A 14,653-nucleotide genomic window follows, 5' to 3' on the forward strand; every position below is an offset into this window, starting at 1 on the left:
AGTAAAATCAATCATGACTAGAACTACCTACCTTATACTTCTTTTGACGTGTTTCGCTGCTTCGCATATTGCGTTTGCCGAGGACGGGTTTGTGTATCTCAAACCATCCACTTTTGACCAAAGTACAAAACTTACAGTTGCGGGTAAGTCACGAACCTACTTTGTCATTGAACGCGATGCGCAAGTTAGCGCAATTGTTGAGGGGCCGTCACAGTTAAAAGTCATGTCTCGCCTTGAGTTGCCGAATCCCACTGCACAGCCGGACTATACACTCGAAGTTCAGATTGAAGGAAGCAAAAGGCCGCGCACAATTCATCACACAAGTAAAATTTCCGAAAAAGCCGAGAGTGGTGCTTCTTTTGTAGGCGTGTTGCGTTCAAAGGTAATTGATATACCTGCGGGAAAACACAATGTAATTATCAAGCTTCCCGAAGGATCTTCAGACAAGGTCTACATCAGATTGTCCCTCAAGACTAATGAATTCACGGGCGGAACCGCCGTTGTTGCAATGACTCCCTTTGAGTATACAAGTGAAGTAGAGCTTGTCTCAGATGAGGTAATATACCCTTACTACAGAATAGGGTCAAACGATCGCGCCGTGCTGAAGCTGGTAGGGCCTGCAACTCTGAAGGTTCTAAGTAGAATTGAGTTCAGTCCGGAAATGAAAGGAAGCCAAAAATGGAAAGTTCAAGTTCTTGAAGATGGGAGGGTGAAGAAGAACTACAGCATGACAGCCGGGTCTTCGGACGTTATTCAATACAAGAATCCTTCGCCCTTCTTGCCGAGCCGGGCTGAGACATTCTTCGTCGAAATACCAGACGGAGAGCATATTTACGAGTTTAGGATGGTCGACGATCGTCGGACTTCGATTCTCCGTTTCTTGTTACCGAAAACAGAACTTGAAGGCGAACCACGGTAGTGCGAAAATACTTTACGTTTGTAATATTGATTTCAGTTCTTCTTGTGTCCCAGGAAGTTGAGGCGCGTCGTCAATCTCGACTGCCAACCTTCGAGTGGGGGTTAAAGGTCGGAATTGCGGGAATTTACAATGACAATGTTTTACGATTGTCAGAGACGGATCAGGATGCCTTTCGTCGATCAAGTAGTACTTTTAGAACCCCACTAGAAACTATAGACGATGGAGAGACTGAATTTTCGATTGCTCCGGCTATTCAATGGCGCGCGCCTGCGAACCTTATGGCGATCGGTGCATACAGATTCAAGACCGTGCAGAGACTGAATAACGAGTTCTCCAGTTACCAAACACATAGTTTTAGTGCAACCTTGCGGCCGCGTACAAAGGGCTACCGGTGGTCAGCAAAATTATCGGTCTTTGCGATACCTGACTTTTACTTAAGAGTATATCGCGATCGGGACTTCGGGACCTATCATGATACACGGTTCAAGAATTTTGAATACAGCGGTGAATTCTCGATTAGACCTCTTCCTCAGGTTTGGCTGGCAGGTCAGAGTGGCTTCGGTTCAATATATTACGACAAGAGGTTTACCGAGTTTGACAGTGAATTCTACGAAATTGGTGGAGAGGTTCGCTATTCGGCACCATGGGCATCAACAGTTTCACTTCGTTACACTCGACGAAATAGCGATAACATTGGGAAGAGCCAACAGTTTCTATACTACCCCTCCTTCGAGAGCGATGTAGTACTCGAAGATAACGAATATGGAGATGCCGACAATACGGAAGATGAGTTGCGGTTAGTCTTAAAATCACCGCTAAGACTCGCTCAAGAACTCTCACTCGACGCATCTATAACCACGCGTATTCGTCGTCGAGTCTATTCTACCATGAATAGTCTGGAGTCCGATCCTTTTCATCGCGGACGGTTAGACAACAGATGGGAAGTAACTCCGTCTTTATCCTTCCCGGTTAATTCGGCCATTGACATCGAGGTCTTCTACACTCACGAGGAACGTAAGTCAGAATCCGACGTAGAAGGAGTACCGCGTGTTAAAGATTTTGATAGGAATGAAATCGGCATCGGTGCCACGTATTCGCTAAGATAACAGTTAGAAGATAGCCTTGATCGGCATAGAAACTAAAAGGGTCACATCGAGTGGGGTGACCCTTTACTTTTCAGTACTCTATCTGGACCTAAGATTACGCCAATCTGCGGTCTTTCCAAGTTATTGCAGGTCGCCGGAAAATTGACAGCACAAGTCGCCAACCATATGCAAGAGCATAAAGCGGGTAAACATACATATACATGTACAGTCCTCGCCTGTTCAATCTTGTTAGAACTGAGGAAATGACCAGCCAATCACCAAGCATAACAGCAAACCCTGCAGCGCCACCAATCTTTCCCGAAAACAGCAATAGAATCGGCCAAAGCAAATGAGTGGCAAGTCCAAACCCAAATAGGAGTTTGCCCCTGACGCTTATCGCCCGAAATCCCTCCATCCACCTGTAGCGCTGATTCACAAGATCTGTCGTGCTTCCGACAGGCAAAGTTACGACGCACGCGCCTTGCGTTACGGCAAACGCAATCCCCCATTTTTTTGAATCGGCCACTGCCCTGAAGAGGGCAATGTCATCAATACGATTATGACTTATCCCTCGGAAAGTTCCGACATCTTCGTAGCACTTCTTCCTCACCGCATAATTATTGCCGATTAGCGCTAGCGGACTTCCTAATCGGCACATTCCGGCGCAGACGCCTAATAGCAGAGACCAGTCTACGGATTCGAAGCGAGTTTCTAACTTGCGCGTGTTTTCATAGTCAGGCAAAGTAATTCCGCAGACAAGTCCAACGTCTTGCTCAAAATGCCGAACAATATCTAATACCCAATCTTGGGGAACCTCGCAATCGCCATCCGTCATTAGAATTATCTCCCCTTTGGCCTCGTCGATTCCCTGCGCTAATGGAAGTGTCTTGGTCGGTGGCAAACTCTCCGTTTGCCCATGACTCGCATTGAAGATCCGAACTCTGAACGGAAGCTTCCTGCTGAGCTCGTGCGCAACCGCGCAAGTTTGGTCAGTCGAATCATCATTGACAAGAACTAACTCCAATTTCGCATATTCATATCGCAATGACTCCAATGATTTAAATAGCCTTGGCAAGTTTGCAGCTTCATTTCGTGCAGGAACCACAATCGACACAAGTGGCAATTCAATGTCCTGTGCAGGACCTTTTTTTAACAAGGCTGCAGCTACCAGCGAACCTATTGTCAGATGCAATGCTCCAGCGCTCACGGCCAATGTATCGAGAATCATGCAACAATCCGGATAGCATTCTCACACTTCAGCGCGACAGACTTCAAGCCCATTGACTCAATGCGGTCGCGCAAAAACCACAGTTGCGATATAACTTGCGGAGTAGTCACATGTCCATCATGCATCAAAAGTATCATGCGGTCATGTACCGCCGCTGACATTCTTGTCAACAATGCACTATCTTCTTGTGGTTTCCAGTCGCGGACATGCGCAGACCAAAGAACTGGGACTGCACCAATTTCAGTGACCCGTTTATGAAGGCGCCAGTCTATTGCTCCATAAGGTGGTCTGAAGAGCAATTCCATTTTAACTCCAAAATCCTGCAGTATGTATAAAGACTGTCTAACACTTGCCTGAACAAAGGACGGTTCTCTGAACCAGTGCTTTTCATGTGAGTATCCATGGCAGGCGATGGAGTGACCTTGTGCGGCGATCTCTTGCAGAAGCGATCTATTTCCCTTACACTTCTGTCCCACAACAAACATAGTTGCTTTCAAGCCCAGGTCGTCCAATGTCTTGAGTAGCATTGGTGTGGTCTTTGGATCCGGACCATCATCGAAAGTTATTGCGGCCTCACCTGCATTCTTACAGTGCGTTTGCCATCCACGGGCGAGCAGAGGTGCTATTTGCGAGATTGGACGTATCACTCTACCAGGCTCCGTTTCTTCTGCCGTTTGCCAAACTTCACTGTACCACCCAGCCATTTATCAGATACACCGAGCGGAAGTTTGGCAGTGCGATACCAATCACCCTTCCAGTTGTACGGGAACAAAAGACCACAAAATCCGAAAAAGGGTGTAGCAACAATGTGAACAATTTCGTAAATCCAGAAATAAGGGAGCAATCGTGTTTGGTTGAATACTTTGGCTCCGACGTACACTGTTATTGAGTCGCATAGCAATTTTGTTGCTACGATCAAAGCTCCAAGCAGGTACGGAAGCGACGAATAAAACGTCACCAGAGGCAGAAAGATCAGCGCAGAATAGTAGGTGTACACGAGGAATAGGAACACAAGCATGCTGCCCCTGTACTTCAGGCCTTTTGAAGCCCATCGCAATCGTTGATGGATTAGTTCGGAAAGCGACTGCACCGGAACGGAGCGAACAATGGATTCCGTAGCGGTCGAAAAAGCCATTCTCCAGCTTGTCATTGAAGCAACCCGTTGCGCAAACAGGACATCGTCACCTGATACAATTGCAGCAGACTCTCCATATCCTGCGATTTCGTCATATACTTGTCTGCGAAAACACAAATTGCTGCCGTTACAACTTGCCGCATGGTTCCATCCAAGCGCACCTGCTGCCAGGAAATTCTGAACGAAGAAATCAAGCCATTGAACTTTTTGCCATACCGGCACTGACTTGTAATTCGGGAGGTCAAAGATCGTAAGTCCTGCTACCACCCCTACATCATCGGTAAGATAGCTCACCATACTTCGAATCCAACCGGAGTGATATTGGCAATCAGCGTCAGTAGTGAAGACTATGTCGCTTTCTGTGGCCGAAATTCCTATGGCCAACGCGGCCTTCTTGGGCGAGGTCTCGGGTTCCTTGACAACCCGGATTGCCCTAAGGTTGCCATACTGAGCACAAAGCTTCGCCAGAACTGCAGGTGTTTCATCCTCACTTCGGTCATCAACCACTATTAGCTCCCAATTACCGGGATAATCCTGTTTCATCAGTGAAGAGATTGTCCAAGGTAGTATTCCAGCCTCGTTTCGTGCTGGCATGACTACACTTACGGTCGGCCATTTGCTATGATTCGCCACTCTTTTCTTCGTCAATCTCGCAATTCCTACGGCAAACCAAAGCATTGCAATCCCAAACACAACCGTCAGGAAACACAAAATCGAGAGGATAGCATTAGGGAATGTGCTAAACACGGTCTTGCCATCCATGATGGATCGTGAAGATGCGTTTTATGAACCGGACGCCGACGAGGGCAGGTATGGCCACGTTTAGACTAAATAGCGCTAATGACGCGGCGACAGAAATGGTATCTGGCACACCAAGTCCACGCAGGCAGATAAGTGCAGTCCATTCACCTACTCCCAGATTTCCAAGCGTAAGCGGTATATTTCCTTTGAGAAAGAAATTCAATTGAATCGCCAAAAGGCTGGCTATAAAAGGTAGCTCCACACCGAACGCTCTGAGAATCAAATAAAACTGAACTAACGAAACCAGTAACGAAAGTGACGCAAGTCCCAAGAATACGAAGGAAGTTCTAAACGAGATTAAATTAAGCTGCTGAAGCGAGTTCGCAACTTTCGTTAGCTGAAACATCGTGCCAAGCGTTTTTCCAATAAAACCAAGAATCGCGCCAGGAACAAGGCCAGCTGCAAGTACCAGTCCGCCGACAATAGTCAGTCCAAAAGAAACACTAGGACTTAATGGTGCCCAACTAACGCTCCATCCAAGTTGGGGAAGTAGTCCAAGCGCAATAAGACCAAATCCGTTAACAGTCACCGCACTGTAACTTCTCTCAAGTAAGGTCAAGGCAGTTGCTTCCAGTACATTGACATTGCGCAGAAACAGACCTCGGCCGTAAGCACCGATTCGTCCAGGTGTTATGAATCCCAGAGTGTGACCTAGCCAATAGCTTGCCTTGATATCGGAAGAATACGGTTTCGTCGCACCTGAATTAGCAATGAGCTTCCATCTTAAGTACTGCAGGTATTGGTTGGGTATCCACAGCGCGATCGCCCCCGATAGTCCAATCAGGCTTGCATTCTTTAATGCGTTTAAGACGTCTTGCCATTGAATCTGCCAAGTCAACAGTGCAAGCACAACAAAAGTACTGAGCAACTTTATCCATTGAGGAAAGGTACGGCTCTGAGACTCTTTGATTGGGACAGTATTAACTACTGTATTCGTTTCGTAAGATTGATTCAACGTTCTAGCGGCCTGTCGCAGCAATTTTACGGTCACGCCATGAGTAAGACTTGCCAAAGATGCTTGCCAAAGCACGCCAAATCATCCAAAAGGGGAGGAGGAGCGAAGCAAGCAGAATTTCCAGATTCGAAATATCGAGTTTCAATTTCCGTTTAACGAAGATTCCTGAAAACGTGTCTAAGAGTATTTTTGCAGCCGCAAAGGACACCGGAATTAATATTTGTCCGAAAGCCGGAAGTGCAACGAGAGAGGCAGGGACAACTACTCCGGACACGACTGACATGAGAAAGACAACTTGCCAGTGTAACGGGTAGAGTTTCGTGACACTTTGATGGCGGACTGCTTGAGACCATCTGGATCCACGGACTCCCCCTAAGTCGTGAACAACACTCTCGCTATCTGGACAGAACACGACGCGAAAACCAGCTCTGGCAATCGCCTGCACAGTCAAATCATCATCTCCTGAAGTCAAATCACGTCGGACTGGTGCTTCAACCACATTCAAAGCTTCCCGACGGTATAGAATATTGTGGCCGCAGGCTGAAGCAGGACTTCCCCAACCACACGCCGAAGCCATACTTACATTGGCTATCAGTCTTTCCCATCGATAAATTCTGCTGAGAATACCCTTATCGTTGCTTGGCCACGATGCACCAATGACTGCACCAATCTTAGAGTCAGAGTACTTGGCCATTGATTCCAGCCACTTGTTGGGCACTACACAATCCGCGTCCGTGAGAGCGACAAGTTCGGTGTCGATATTCGCGAACGCAAGCGCTAGACCTGTCTTTTTGGGACTCCTGCCTGCTTTAGAAGTAAAGGTGACCATACGCAACTTGCCGTATTTCTTCGCAAGGTTTCGCACAATTTCAGGCGATTGATCGTCGGAACTATCGTCCATCAGAATCACCTCCTGTGGGCCAATACACTGCTCACAAATCGAGATCAGGCAATCAGATATCGTGCGTTCTTCATTACGAGCAACGACCACAACAGCGATGCTCTGTGTCTGCTCTGCCTGCGAACCCTTTCGTTTCGCCCCAAGCCAACGGACAACACCGATTAGCCAGAAAAGGGACGGGAGCAGAAGAGTTGCATATAGCCAAATCACCCGGCAAACACCACATTGATATCCTTCATTTTGCTAAAATATAAGAATATAACCCTTTAGTCGCAACGACTTCCATGGAAGCAGAATTTCAATGACATGGAACAGACTAACTGAGGCGCCGGGATAGTTGCCATTTTGCAGGAATTTTAGTATTTTTCTAACCTTTCACCCGAATTCTCCTTACTTTTTGACCAATTCCCGGCAAAATGGCAGCACCACGGCAAGAAATTGAGGCCCTGAGAAGGGAAATTGCCCGACATGACAAGCTCTATTATGCCGATGGCAACCCGGAGATTAGTGACGAGGAATACGACAAGCTCTTTGACAGACTTCGGGTTCTAGAGGCAGCACACCCGCACCTTGTAACCCCTGACAGTCCGACGCAACGCATCGGAGATGCCCTTAACGAAGGCTTTGCCTCGGTAAAGCACCCATTTCCAATGCTCTCTCTCCAGAATTCCTATGACCTGAAAGACATTCAGGAGTTTCACAGGCGGGTTGTTGATGGACTAGAAGGCGAGCTGCCAGAGTACTCCTGCGAATTAAAGTTTGATGGCATATCCATTCTTCTAACATATACTGACGGAATGCTAACAAGAGCGGCCACCCGAGGCGATGGCGAGAGGGGGGACGACATAACCACGAATATCAGAACGATTCGGGGTCTACCTCTCCAATTGGAACCCAAACGCTTGAAACTCGAGGTTCCGAAAGTTTTTCATGTTCGCGGCGAAGTGTACATGCGAACGGATGACTTTTTGTCGTTTAATCGCGAACAGGTGGCGGAAGGGAAAAAGCCACTGGCAAACCCACGAAACACTGTTGCTGGCTCTTTGAAACTTCTTGATCCAGGGATGGTGGCGCGGCGCCCCTTAAGAGTCGTTTGCTACAGTTTTGAATCTCCAGACGGTGATCTGCGGAGCCATTCGGACGGTCTGCGGACTCTTGATGAATTGGGTTTGCCCGTCAGTCGTGCTTCACAAGTGGCTCGAACCATAGACGAAGCTGTTGATTATTGGAAGTCATGGGAAGCAAAGCGAGACACACTTGACTTCGAGATTGACGGCGTTGTATTGAAAGTGAATTCAATTTCGCAACAGAGGAAGCTTGGAAACACGTCGCGTGCGCCTCGTTGGGCAATTGCCTGCAAGTTCTCCGCTCGCCAAGCTGTCACCGTACTAAACGGCGTTTCATTTCAGATCGGAAGGACCGGCGTTCTAACACCAGTTGCCGAACTTGAGCCGGTTGCTCTGGGGGGGGTTACAGTTCGCCGTGCGACATTGCACAACTTCGACGAAGTTCGACGTCTCGATTTACATTACGGTGATACCGTAATACTCGAGAGAGGCGGTGACGTCATTCCGAAGATATCCCGCGTGGTGACCGAGAATCGCTTGCGGCTTTCAAAGCCTGTCATTGAACCCGAGAAGTGTCCGGTTTGTCAATCCGCACTTGAGAGATTGCCTGGCGAGGTTGCACTCCGTTGCACTAATCCGCTCGATCCTGAAGCAGTAAAGAGGCAAATAGAACACTTTGCGTCAAGGGGTGCCCTCGACATTTCAGGAATGGGTTTCGAGACGATTAACGAATTGGTTAATCATGGAATCGTCACTGAACCTGCCGATATTTTTTTCTTGACGGCCGAAAACTTACTCTCCCTTCCTGGATTTGCAAGAAAATCGGCCGAAAAACTAATCGCATCCATTGAATCCGCAAAGGCCGCCGACCTGGATCGCCTTATCTTTGGCCTAGGCATCCGTTTTGTCGGTGAAAGTACTGCGCGAACTCTGGCCTACAGTTTTGCTGATCTCGAACAGCTTTCCCGGACAAGCATTGCCGAGTTAGAATCTCTACCCGATGTGGGACCAAAGGTCGCCCAAGCGATTGTTGAGTATTTTTCTACAAAGCAGTGGAGATCAGCGCTTGAAAAACTCAAGCGGGCGGGTGTCAAACTCCAAGGTGCCACACAGGGAGTGCGGGGCAATATTTTGAGTGGAATGACAATAGTGGTTACAGGGACTCTTACTAAGTATTCCCGGGAAGAAATTGAACGGCTGATATTGGCTCAAGGTGGAAAGCCAAGTGGGTCAGTGTCAAGGAACACTTCCTTCCTGATCTCCGGCGAAAAGGCTGGTTCGAAGCTGGCAAAAGCAGAATCAATTGGAATACCCGTCCTTTCAGAAGAGCAGTTTGGCTTGCTACTACAGGGGAAAATAGGTTTAGATTCATTAACAAGATAGATAAGTATTTCATGGCAACTACAGCAGACATTCGCAAGGGTCTAACCTTGCAGATGGAAGGACAGATTTTTGAAGTCGCAGATTTTCAGCACGTGAAGCCTGGAAAAGGAGGCGCCTTCGTACGCATTACTCTCCGCAATGCCCGCACTGGAAGAGTAATTGAACGGACATTGAACTCCGGGGCATCGATTGAAACAGTGCGAGTCGACGGCAAGGATCTTCAATACCTTTATAACGATGGAGAAAGCTTTCATTTCATGGACCAGGAGTCCTACGAACAATTTCAGTTCACGGGTGAATGGCTCGGTACAAAGGCTCAGTGGATGAAGGAAGGGGTGGTTTGCAGAGTAAACTTCCTTGAAAGCGAGGCCCTCACCATTGAACTTCCGAATTTTATGGAACTGGAAATCAAAGAAACGGCACCAGGATTCAAAGGCGACACTGTATCCAATACAGGCAAACCAGCGATTCTCGAAACAGGTGCTGAGATATCAGTCCCACTGTTCTGTGAAATCGGCGATGTCGTAAGGGTTGATACAAGAACGGGTGAGTATCTTGACCGGGTGAAACGTGCCGGGTAAGAAATGAGCGATTTCCGACCTTTACTGGCTGTAGTAGCTGCGCTCTTGGCGATTGTGTTTTCTGCAGTCTGGTTTCTAAGGGGTCGGCAACGTTCAACGAAGAGAGGGGGAGGATTCTTAGTCTATGCCATTCTATTGCTAGTTTCCGCAGTTGTTTTGTGGCAGAAGTCAGAAAAAGCAACGAGTACGTCCCCAGTCGATGTTGACTCAATAGCAAAGACTCCTATTGCGGAAACTGGTGCACAGGAAAGCATGGGCGACAGCTCGGAGCAAGTTTCCTCACCAGAGCGTGAAATCGGGAGACACTTAGACAGTGACCTCAACAAAGAGCCGTCACAAGAAGCAGCAGTCTGGACAAAATCAAAGGTATTGATGCCTTTAACTGAAGGCAGGTTAGGAAGCCCTAAACGACACCTACCTTCCGGACATAGTCCTGACAATGGCTCAGCACTCCGATCAAACAGGCCTGCAGTTGAAGACTTGATCGAATCACGAATACTTGATGCATTTGATTTCATCGAAGTTCTAGTCCTTAAGTACGGTTCACTTGCTGAATCGAGCAAGATCCATCCAAAGCATGGTTCGGCTTCCTCTACTATTGAGTTTGTCATCGGAAGCAATGAGCTGAGCCAGCGCAGCATTCGATACCTGCGCGGTTTGGCACCGGAATTGGCAAGACAATATTCAAGCGGTAACCTTGAAATTCGTGCAGAGACTAGCGAGAGCTTTGCAAGTCCGGGCGAGAGATTAAACCTTACGAAATCGCGCGCAGAGGCAATAAAGGACGTATTGGTGGCAGAGGGATTCCCTGCCGACAGAATTGTCACAGTCGGTACCGAAAGAGCGGGTGAGACCCGCGTGAAGTTTATTCACAGGCACAAGTAAGGAAAAACTATGTCCACACGGACTTCCAAAGAGAAACCGAGAATTGATATCGGTGAGATCCAGAAGCTCATTCGAATGATTGAGCGAAGCCCTATCAATGAGTTTGAGCTTGTTGAAAGTGATCTCAAGATTCGTATCTCAAAAAACGGCATCTCCAGTCAGCTGATTCCGGCTGGAATGCAGCTTCCGGCTGTGCCACTTGGCTATTCGGCGCCAGCGCCATTAGCTGCAATGCAATCGCTGCCTACTGCTTCACCGGTAACTGCTGCAAGTGTTCAGTCTGCGCCTACAGCGAACATTGTTGAAGTTAAGGCGCCGATGGTTGGGACTTTTTATCGTGCGCCTTCTCCTGATGCCGATCCCTATGTGCGAGTCGGTGATATCGTAGAAATCGGGAAAGTGATGTGCATCATCGAAGCGATGAAGCTGATGAACGAGATTGAGGCCGAATTCAAAGGCAAGATTGTAGATGTTTTGGTTGAGAATGCGCAGCCGGTTGAGTTTGGGCAAGTAATGTTCCGAATCGAAAGAATTGGCTGATGTTTAACAAGGTACTTGTAGCGAATCGTGGCGAAATTGCACTCCGCGTGATTCGTGCATGCAAGGATTTAGGCCTGAAAACCGTTGCAGTGTTTTCTACTGCTGATCGTGATTCATTGCACGTTCGTTTTGCCGATGAGTCTGTCTGTATCGGTCCTGCTTCTGCTTCGCAAAGTTATTTATCTCCCAAGTCAATAATTTCTGCCGCGGAAATCACTGGTGCGGACGCAATCCATCCGGGATATGGCTTTATGGCCGAGAATTCGGATTTTGCGCAAATCTGCCTTGCACACGAAATTGTGTGGATAGGCCCCGATCCGAAAGTGATTGACATGATGGGTAACAAATCGGAAGCCAAGCGAACAATGATCGCTGCAGGTTGTCCGGTTGTTCCCGGCAGTGACGGACCAGTTTCGGATGCAGCAGAAGCAAGACAGCTTGCTGAAAAGTTTGGGCTCCCTGTGATGATCAAAGCGGTAGCGGGCGGCGGCGGCCGCGGCATGCGGCTGGTACAGGACATGAATGCTGTTGAAACCTCATTTGAAATGGCGAGTGCAGAAGCAGAGGCCGCGTTTTCAAACGGAGATTTATATCTTGAAAAGGCGATTGTCAATCCAAGACATATTGAGATACAAGTATTGGGAGACGGCAAGGGCGGGTGCATTCATCTGGGCGAGCGAGATTGCTCCATGCAGCGACGACACCAGAAATTGATTGAAGAGTCGCCTTCACCTGCGGTAGATGCCAAGTTACGCGAACTGATGGGCAGAACGGCCGTCCAGGCGGCCGGGGCTATTAATTACTCAGGCGCGGGCACGATGGAGTTTCTACTTGACCGCGACGGGCACTTCTATTTCATGGAAATGAATACGCGCATTCAAGTTGAGCATCCTGTCACTGAAATGGTAACGGGAATCGATTTGGTAAAGTGGCAACTTCTCGTCGCTCAAGGTGAAGATCTCCCGAAACAGAAGGACATTCAAATTCGAGGACACGCAATTGAATGCCGCGTGAATGCGGAAGATGCAACACGTGGGTTTCTGCCGTCCCCAGGAAACGTCGCAGCTTGGAACTTGCCAGGAGGTCCTGGCGTGCGAGTTGACACTCATGTTTATCAAGGCTACACGATACCACCGTATTACGATAGCCTGATTGCCAAGCTTATTGTATATGGAGCAACACGTGAGGAAGCACTCGCAAGATGCAGGCGAGCATTGTCTGAGTTTGTAGTGGAGGGAATTCACACTACCATTCCATTTCATTTGGAAATGCTCTCAACAGATGCTTTTGTCAGCGGAAACGTGCATACTAAATGGGTCGAACAATACATGGAACAGCAAGCGAAAGCTTGATTTGAAGATAACAAATAACTTAAAACCTTCAAGGATTACATACAATGAATATCCCTTCTGGGTATCTGTACACCAAGGAGCATGAATGGGTCAAACTCGAAGGCGACATCGCGTCGGTAGGTATCACCGACTTCGCACAAGGCGAACTAGGAGATGTAGTCTTCGTTCAATTGCCAAGTATTGGCAGCAAGGCTGTACAAGGTGACAGCTTTGGCACGATTGAAGCCGTCAAAGCAGTCGCAGAACTTTATTCACCTCTTTCAGGTGAAGTTGTTGAAGTCAATTCTGAATTGTCGGCAACCCCGGAAATTATAAACAGAGAGCCTTACAGCAGCGGCTGGATAGTCAAAATACGCCCAACTAATTTTGAAGCTGAGCGACTCAATTTGCTTTCACCTGAAGCTTATAAAGACTTAACAAGCGCCTGACAGCGGGCAAGAACTACTTAGACTAATGCGCTACATTCCGAATACCCCCGATGATCGCAGAGAAATGCTGCGCGAAATCGGGGTCTCGTCATTTGAAGAGCTTCTCGGATCGATTCCGACTCCTCTTCGCCTAAATCGTCAGCTTACAATTCCAGATGGGCAGTCCGAGTGGCAAGTACGTCGAGACCTGACCCAAATGGCAGAAAAGAATCTAAATGCCACAGGGCATGCGTGCTTCATGGGCGCAGGAAGTTATGATCATTATGTTCCAGCTGCAGTAAATGCAATCGCGTCGCGTAGCGAATTCGTGACTGCATATACTCCATACCAGCCGGAAGTGGCACAGGGAACCCTGCAAGTCATTTTCGAGTTTCAATCAATGATTTGCGAACTCTATGGCATGCCAGTTGCGAATGCGAGCTTGTATGACTGCGGCACAGCGTTGTCAGAAGCAGTTTCGATGGCTCGAGCGCATACAAAGCGTACTCGTATCGTCTGGAGTGAGGCAGTTCACCCTTCGTACCGGCGTGTTGCACAAACCAATAACTTAGCATTGGGAACGTCATTTGACATCGCGCATTGTCCGAACGGACAGCAAACGATGGACTCAATATCGATGTTACTTGGTGATGATGTCGCAGCGTTGGTACTTCAGTATCCGAATTTCTACGGATTAGTTGACGACCTTTCTCAGTTAGTTGAACGCGCACACTCGCACGGATCACTTGTGATATTCATTACAGACCCGCTTGCCATGGGACTTTACACTTCACCGGGACAACTCGGTGCTGATATTGTAGTAGGTGAAGGTCAATCACTTGGCAACTACATGTCATATGGCGGCCCGTACCTAGGCTTGTTCGCTGCAAGTAACGAGCTCACGCGCCTGGTTCCTGGCAGAATAGTTGGCATTACGAAAGATGTGGACGGACGCCGTGGTTTTGTTTTGACACTTCAAACCCGCGAGCAGCACATAAGGCGTGACAAAGCAACTTCTAACATCTGCACTAATCAAGGTCTCATTGCCGCCCGTGCAACGTTTTACCTTTCACTTCTCGGTCCACAGGGTCTAAAAGCGGTTGGCGAAGCTTGCTGTCGGCGAACACAGTACTTGATAGAGAAGTTGCGCAGTATTCCAGGTTTCAGCATTGCCCACGAGGGTCACCATTTCCGCGAGTTTCTTCTTCGAGTCCCAGGTGATGCGCGACATTTCTACAAGTATATGGCTGACAATGGTATTCTTGCCGGAGTCCCTCTAACAAAGTTCGGAATAAACGATGAACGAGGTATTCTGGTCGCCCTGACGGAAACGCGTACGAAGGTGGAGATTGACTCGTACGTCTCGCTTGCAAGCGAATACGCATCAGGAGGTTCAAAGTGAGTAGAGAAGTCA

At 48.1% G+C, this 14,653-nt stretch carries 14 protein-coding genes; 9 read left to right on the plus strand and 5 right to left on the minus strand.

Translation table 11 applies throughout. The annotated features are described in order from the left end of the window. Nucleotides 1-13 precede the first annotated feature (13 nt). Both HUU59_01775 and HUU59_01780 read left to right on the plus strand, forming a co-directional pair. Nucleotides 14-919 (plus strand): hypothetical protein, encoded by a 906-nt coding sequence (locus tag HUU59_01775; protein NUO18166.1) that lies wholly within the window; start codon nucleotides 14-16, stop codon nucleotides 917-919. Nucleotides 920-963: 44 nt separating this feature from the next. Continuing rightward, the gene (locus tag HUU59_01780) at nucleotides 964-2,025 is read left to right on the plus strand and encodes a hypothetical protein (GenBank protein NUO18167.1); all 1,062 of its coding nucleotides are present in this window, start codon (nucleotides 964-966) and stop codon (nucleotides 2,023-2,025) included. A 94-nt stretch (nucleotides 2,026-2,119) separates the two neighbouring features. On the opposite strand, the gene HUU59_01785 is transcribed toward HUU59_01780, so the two are convergent. From HUU59_01785 to HUU59_01805, 5 genes are read right to left on the minus strand one after another with little or no spacing between them, the layout of a single operon-like run. Further along, nucleotides 2,120-3,232 (minus strand): glycosyltransferase, encoded by a 1,113-nt coding sequence (locus tag HUU59_01785; protein ID NUO18168.1) that lies wholly within the window; start codon nucleotides 3,230-3,232, stop codon nucleotides 2,120-2,122. Beyond that, nucleotides 3,229-3,879, minus strand: a complete 651-nt coding sequence (locus HUU59_01790) for a polysaccharide deacetylase family protein (GenBank protein NUO18169.1) — start codon at nucleotides 3,877-3,879, stop codon at nucleotides 3,229-3,231. The genes HUU59_01785 and HUU59_01790 overlap by 4 nt, the downstream gene beginning before the upstream one ends. Further along, nucleotides 3,876-5,129 (minus strand): glycosyltransferase, encoded by a 1,254-nt coding sequence (locus HUU59_01795; GenBank protein NUO18170.1) that lies wholly within the window; start codon nucleotides 5,127-5,129, stop codon nucleotides 3,876-3,878. Before HUU59_01795 ends, HUU59_01790 begins: the two co-directional genes overlap by 4 nt. Continuing rightward, nucleotides 5,107-6,123 (minus strand): flippase-like domain-containing protein, encoded by a 1,017-nt coding sequence (locus tag HUU59_01800; protein NUO18171.1) that lies wholly within the window; start codon nucleotides 6,121-6,123, stop codon nucleotides 5,107-5,109. Before HUU59_01800 ends, HUU59_01795 begins: the two co-directional genes overlap by 23 nt. 4 nt (nucleotides 6,124-6,127) lie before the next feature. Continuing rightward, entirely contained in the window at nucleotides 6,128-7,234 is a 1,107-nt protein-coding gene (locus tag HUU59_01805) for a glycosyltransferase (GenBank protein ID NUO18172.1), read from the minus strand. 206 nt (nucleotides 7,235-7,440) lie between these two features. Here HUU59_01805 and ligA point away from each other — a divergent pair, with 206 nt between their 5' ends. The 7 genes from ligA (at nucleotide 7,441) to gcvPA (ending at nucleotide 14,641) form a co-directional block, all read left to right on the plus strand. Then, the gene (gene ligA, locus HUU59_01810) at nucleotides 7,441-9,474 is read left to right on the plus strand and encodes an NAD-dependent DNA ligase LigA (GenBank protein NUO18173.1); all 2,034 of its coding nucleotides are present in this window, start codon (nucleotides 7,441-7,443) and stop codon (nucleotides 9,472-9,474) included. An 11-nt stretch (nucleotides 9,475-9,485) separates the two neighbouring features. Next, entirely contained in the window at nucleotides 9,486-10,055 is a 570-nt protein-coding gene (efp, locus tag HUU59_01815) for an elongation factor P (GenBank protein NUO18174.1), read from the plus strand. A 480-nt stretch (nucleotides 10,056-10,535) separates the two neighbouring features. Then, nucleotides 10,536-10,940, plus strand: coding sequence for an OmpA family protein (locus HUU59_01820; protein NUO18175.1), 405 nt, complete (start codon nucleotides 10,536-10,538; stop codon nucleotides 10,938-10,940). Nucleotides 10,941-10,949: 9 nt separating this feature from the next. After that, nucleotides 10,950-11,480, plus strand: coding sequence for an acetyl-CoA carboxylase biotin carboxyl carrier protein (gene accB, locus HUU59_01825; protein NUO18176.1), 531 nt, complete (start codon nucleotides 10,950-10,952; stop codon nucleotides 11,478-11,480). Continuing rightward, complete coding sequence (gene accC, locus HUU59_01830) at nucleotides 11,480-12,832, plus strand: acetyl-CoA carboxylase biotin carboxylase subunit (protein ID NUO18177.1); 1,353 nt, start codon at nucleotides 11,480-11,482, stop codon at nucleotides 12,830-12,832. Before accB ends, accC begins: the two co-directional genes overlap by 1 nt. 44 nt (nucleotides 12,833-12,876) lie before the next feature. Further along, the gene (gene gcvH / locus HUU59_01835) at nucleotides 12,877-13,260 is read left to right on the plus strand and encodes a glycine cleavage system protein GcvH (GenBank protein ID NUO18178.1); all 384 of its coding nucleotides are present in this window, start codon (nucleotides 12,877-12,879) and stop codon (nucleotides 13,258-13,260) included. A gap of 25 nt (nucleotides 13,261-13,285) precedes the next feature. Continuing rightward, entirely contained in the window at nucleotides 13,286-14,641 is a 1,356-nt protein-coding gene (gene gcvPA / locus HUU59_01840) for an aminomethyl-transferring glycine dehydrogenase subunit GcvPA (protein NUO18179.1), read from the plus strand. The last annotated feature ends 12 nt before the right edge of the window (nucleotides 14,642-14,653 follow it).

Source organism: bacterium, assembly GCA_013360195.1.
In the GTDB taxonomy this organism is placed as follows: domain Bacteria; phylum Electryoneota; class RPQS01; order RPQS01; family RPQS01; genus JABWCQ01.

Excerpts from the sequence above, each read along its gene's own strand:
- accB (NUO18176.1), top strand. The coding sequence starts at position 10,950 with ATGTCCACACGGACTTCCAAAGAGAAACCGAGAATTGATATCGGTGAG.
- ligA (NUO18173.1), top strand. The coding sequence starts at position 7,441 with ATGGCAGCACCACGGCAAGAAATTGAGGCCCTGAGAAGGGAAATTGCC.
- gcvH (NUO18178.1), top strand. The coding sequence starts at position 12,877 with ATGAATATCCCTTCTGGGTATCTGTACACCAAGGAGCATGAATGGGTC.
- HUU59_01785 (NUO18168.1), bottom strand. The coding sequence starts at position 3,232 with ATGATTCTCGATACATTGGCCGTGAGCGCTGGAGCATTGCATCTGACA.
- gcvPA (NUO18179.1), top strand. The coding sequence starts at position 13,286 with ATGCGCTACATTCCGAATACCCCCGATGATCGCAGAGAAATGCTGCGC.
- accC (NUO18177.1), top strand. The coding sequence starts at position 11,480 with ATGTTTAACAAGGTACTTGTAGCGAATCGTGGCGAAATTGCACTCCGC.
- HUU59_01775 (NUO18166.1), top strand. The coding sequence starts at position 14 with ATGACTAGAACTACCTACCTTATACTTCTTTTGACGTGTTTCGCTGCT.
- HUU59_01795 (NUO18170.1), bottom strand. The coding sequence starts at position 5,129 with ATGGATGGCAAGACCGTGTTTAGCACATTCCCTAATGCTATCCTCTCG.
- efp (NUO18174.1), top strand. The coding sequence starts at position 9,486 with ATGGCAACTACAGCAGACATTCGCAAGGGTCTAACCTTGCAGATGGAA.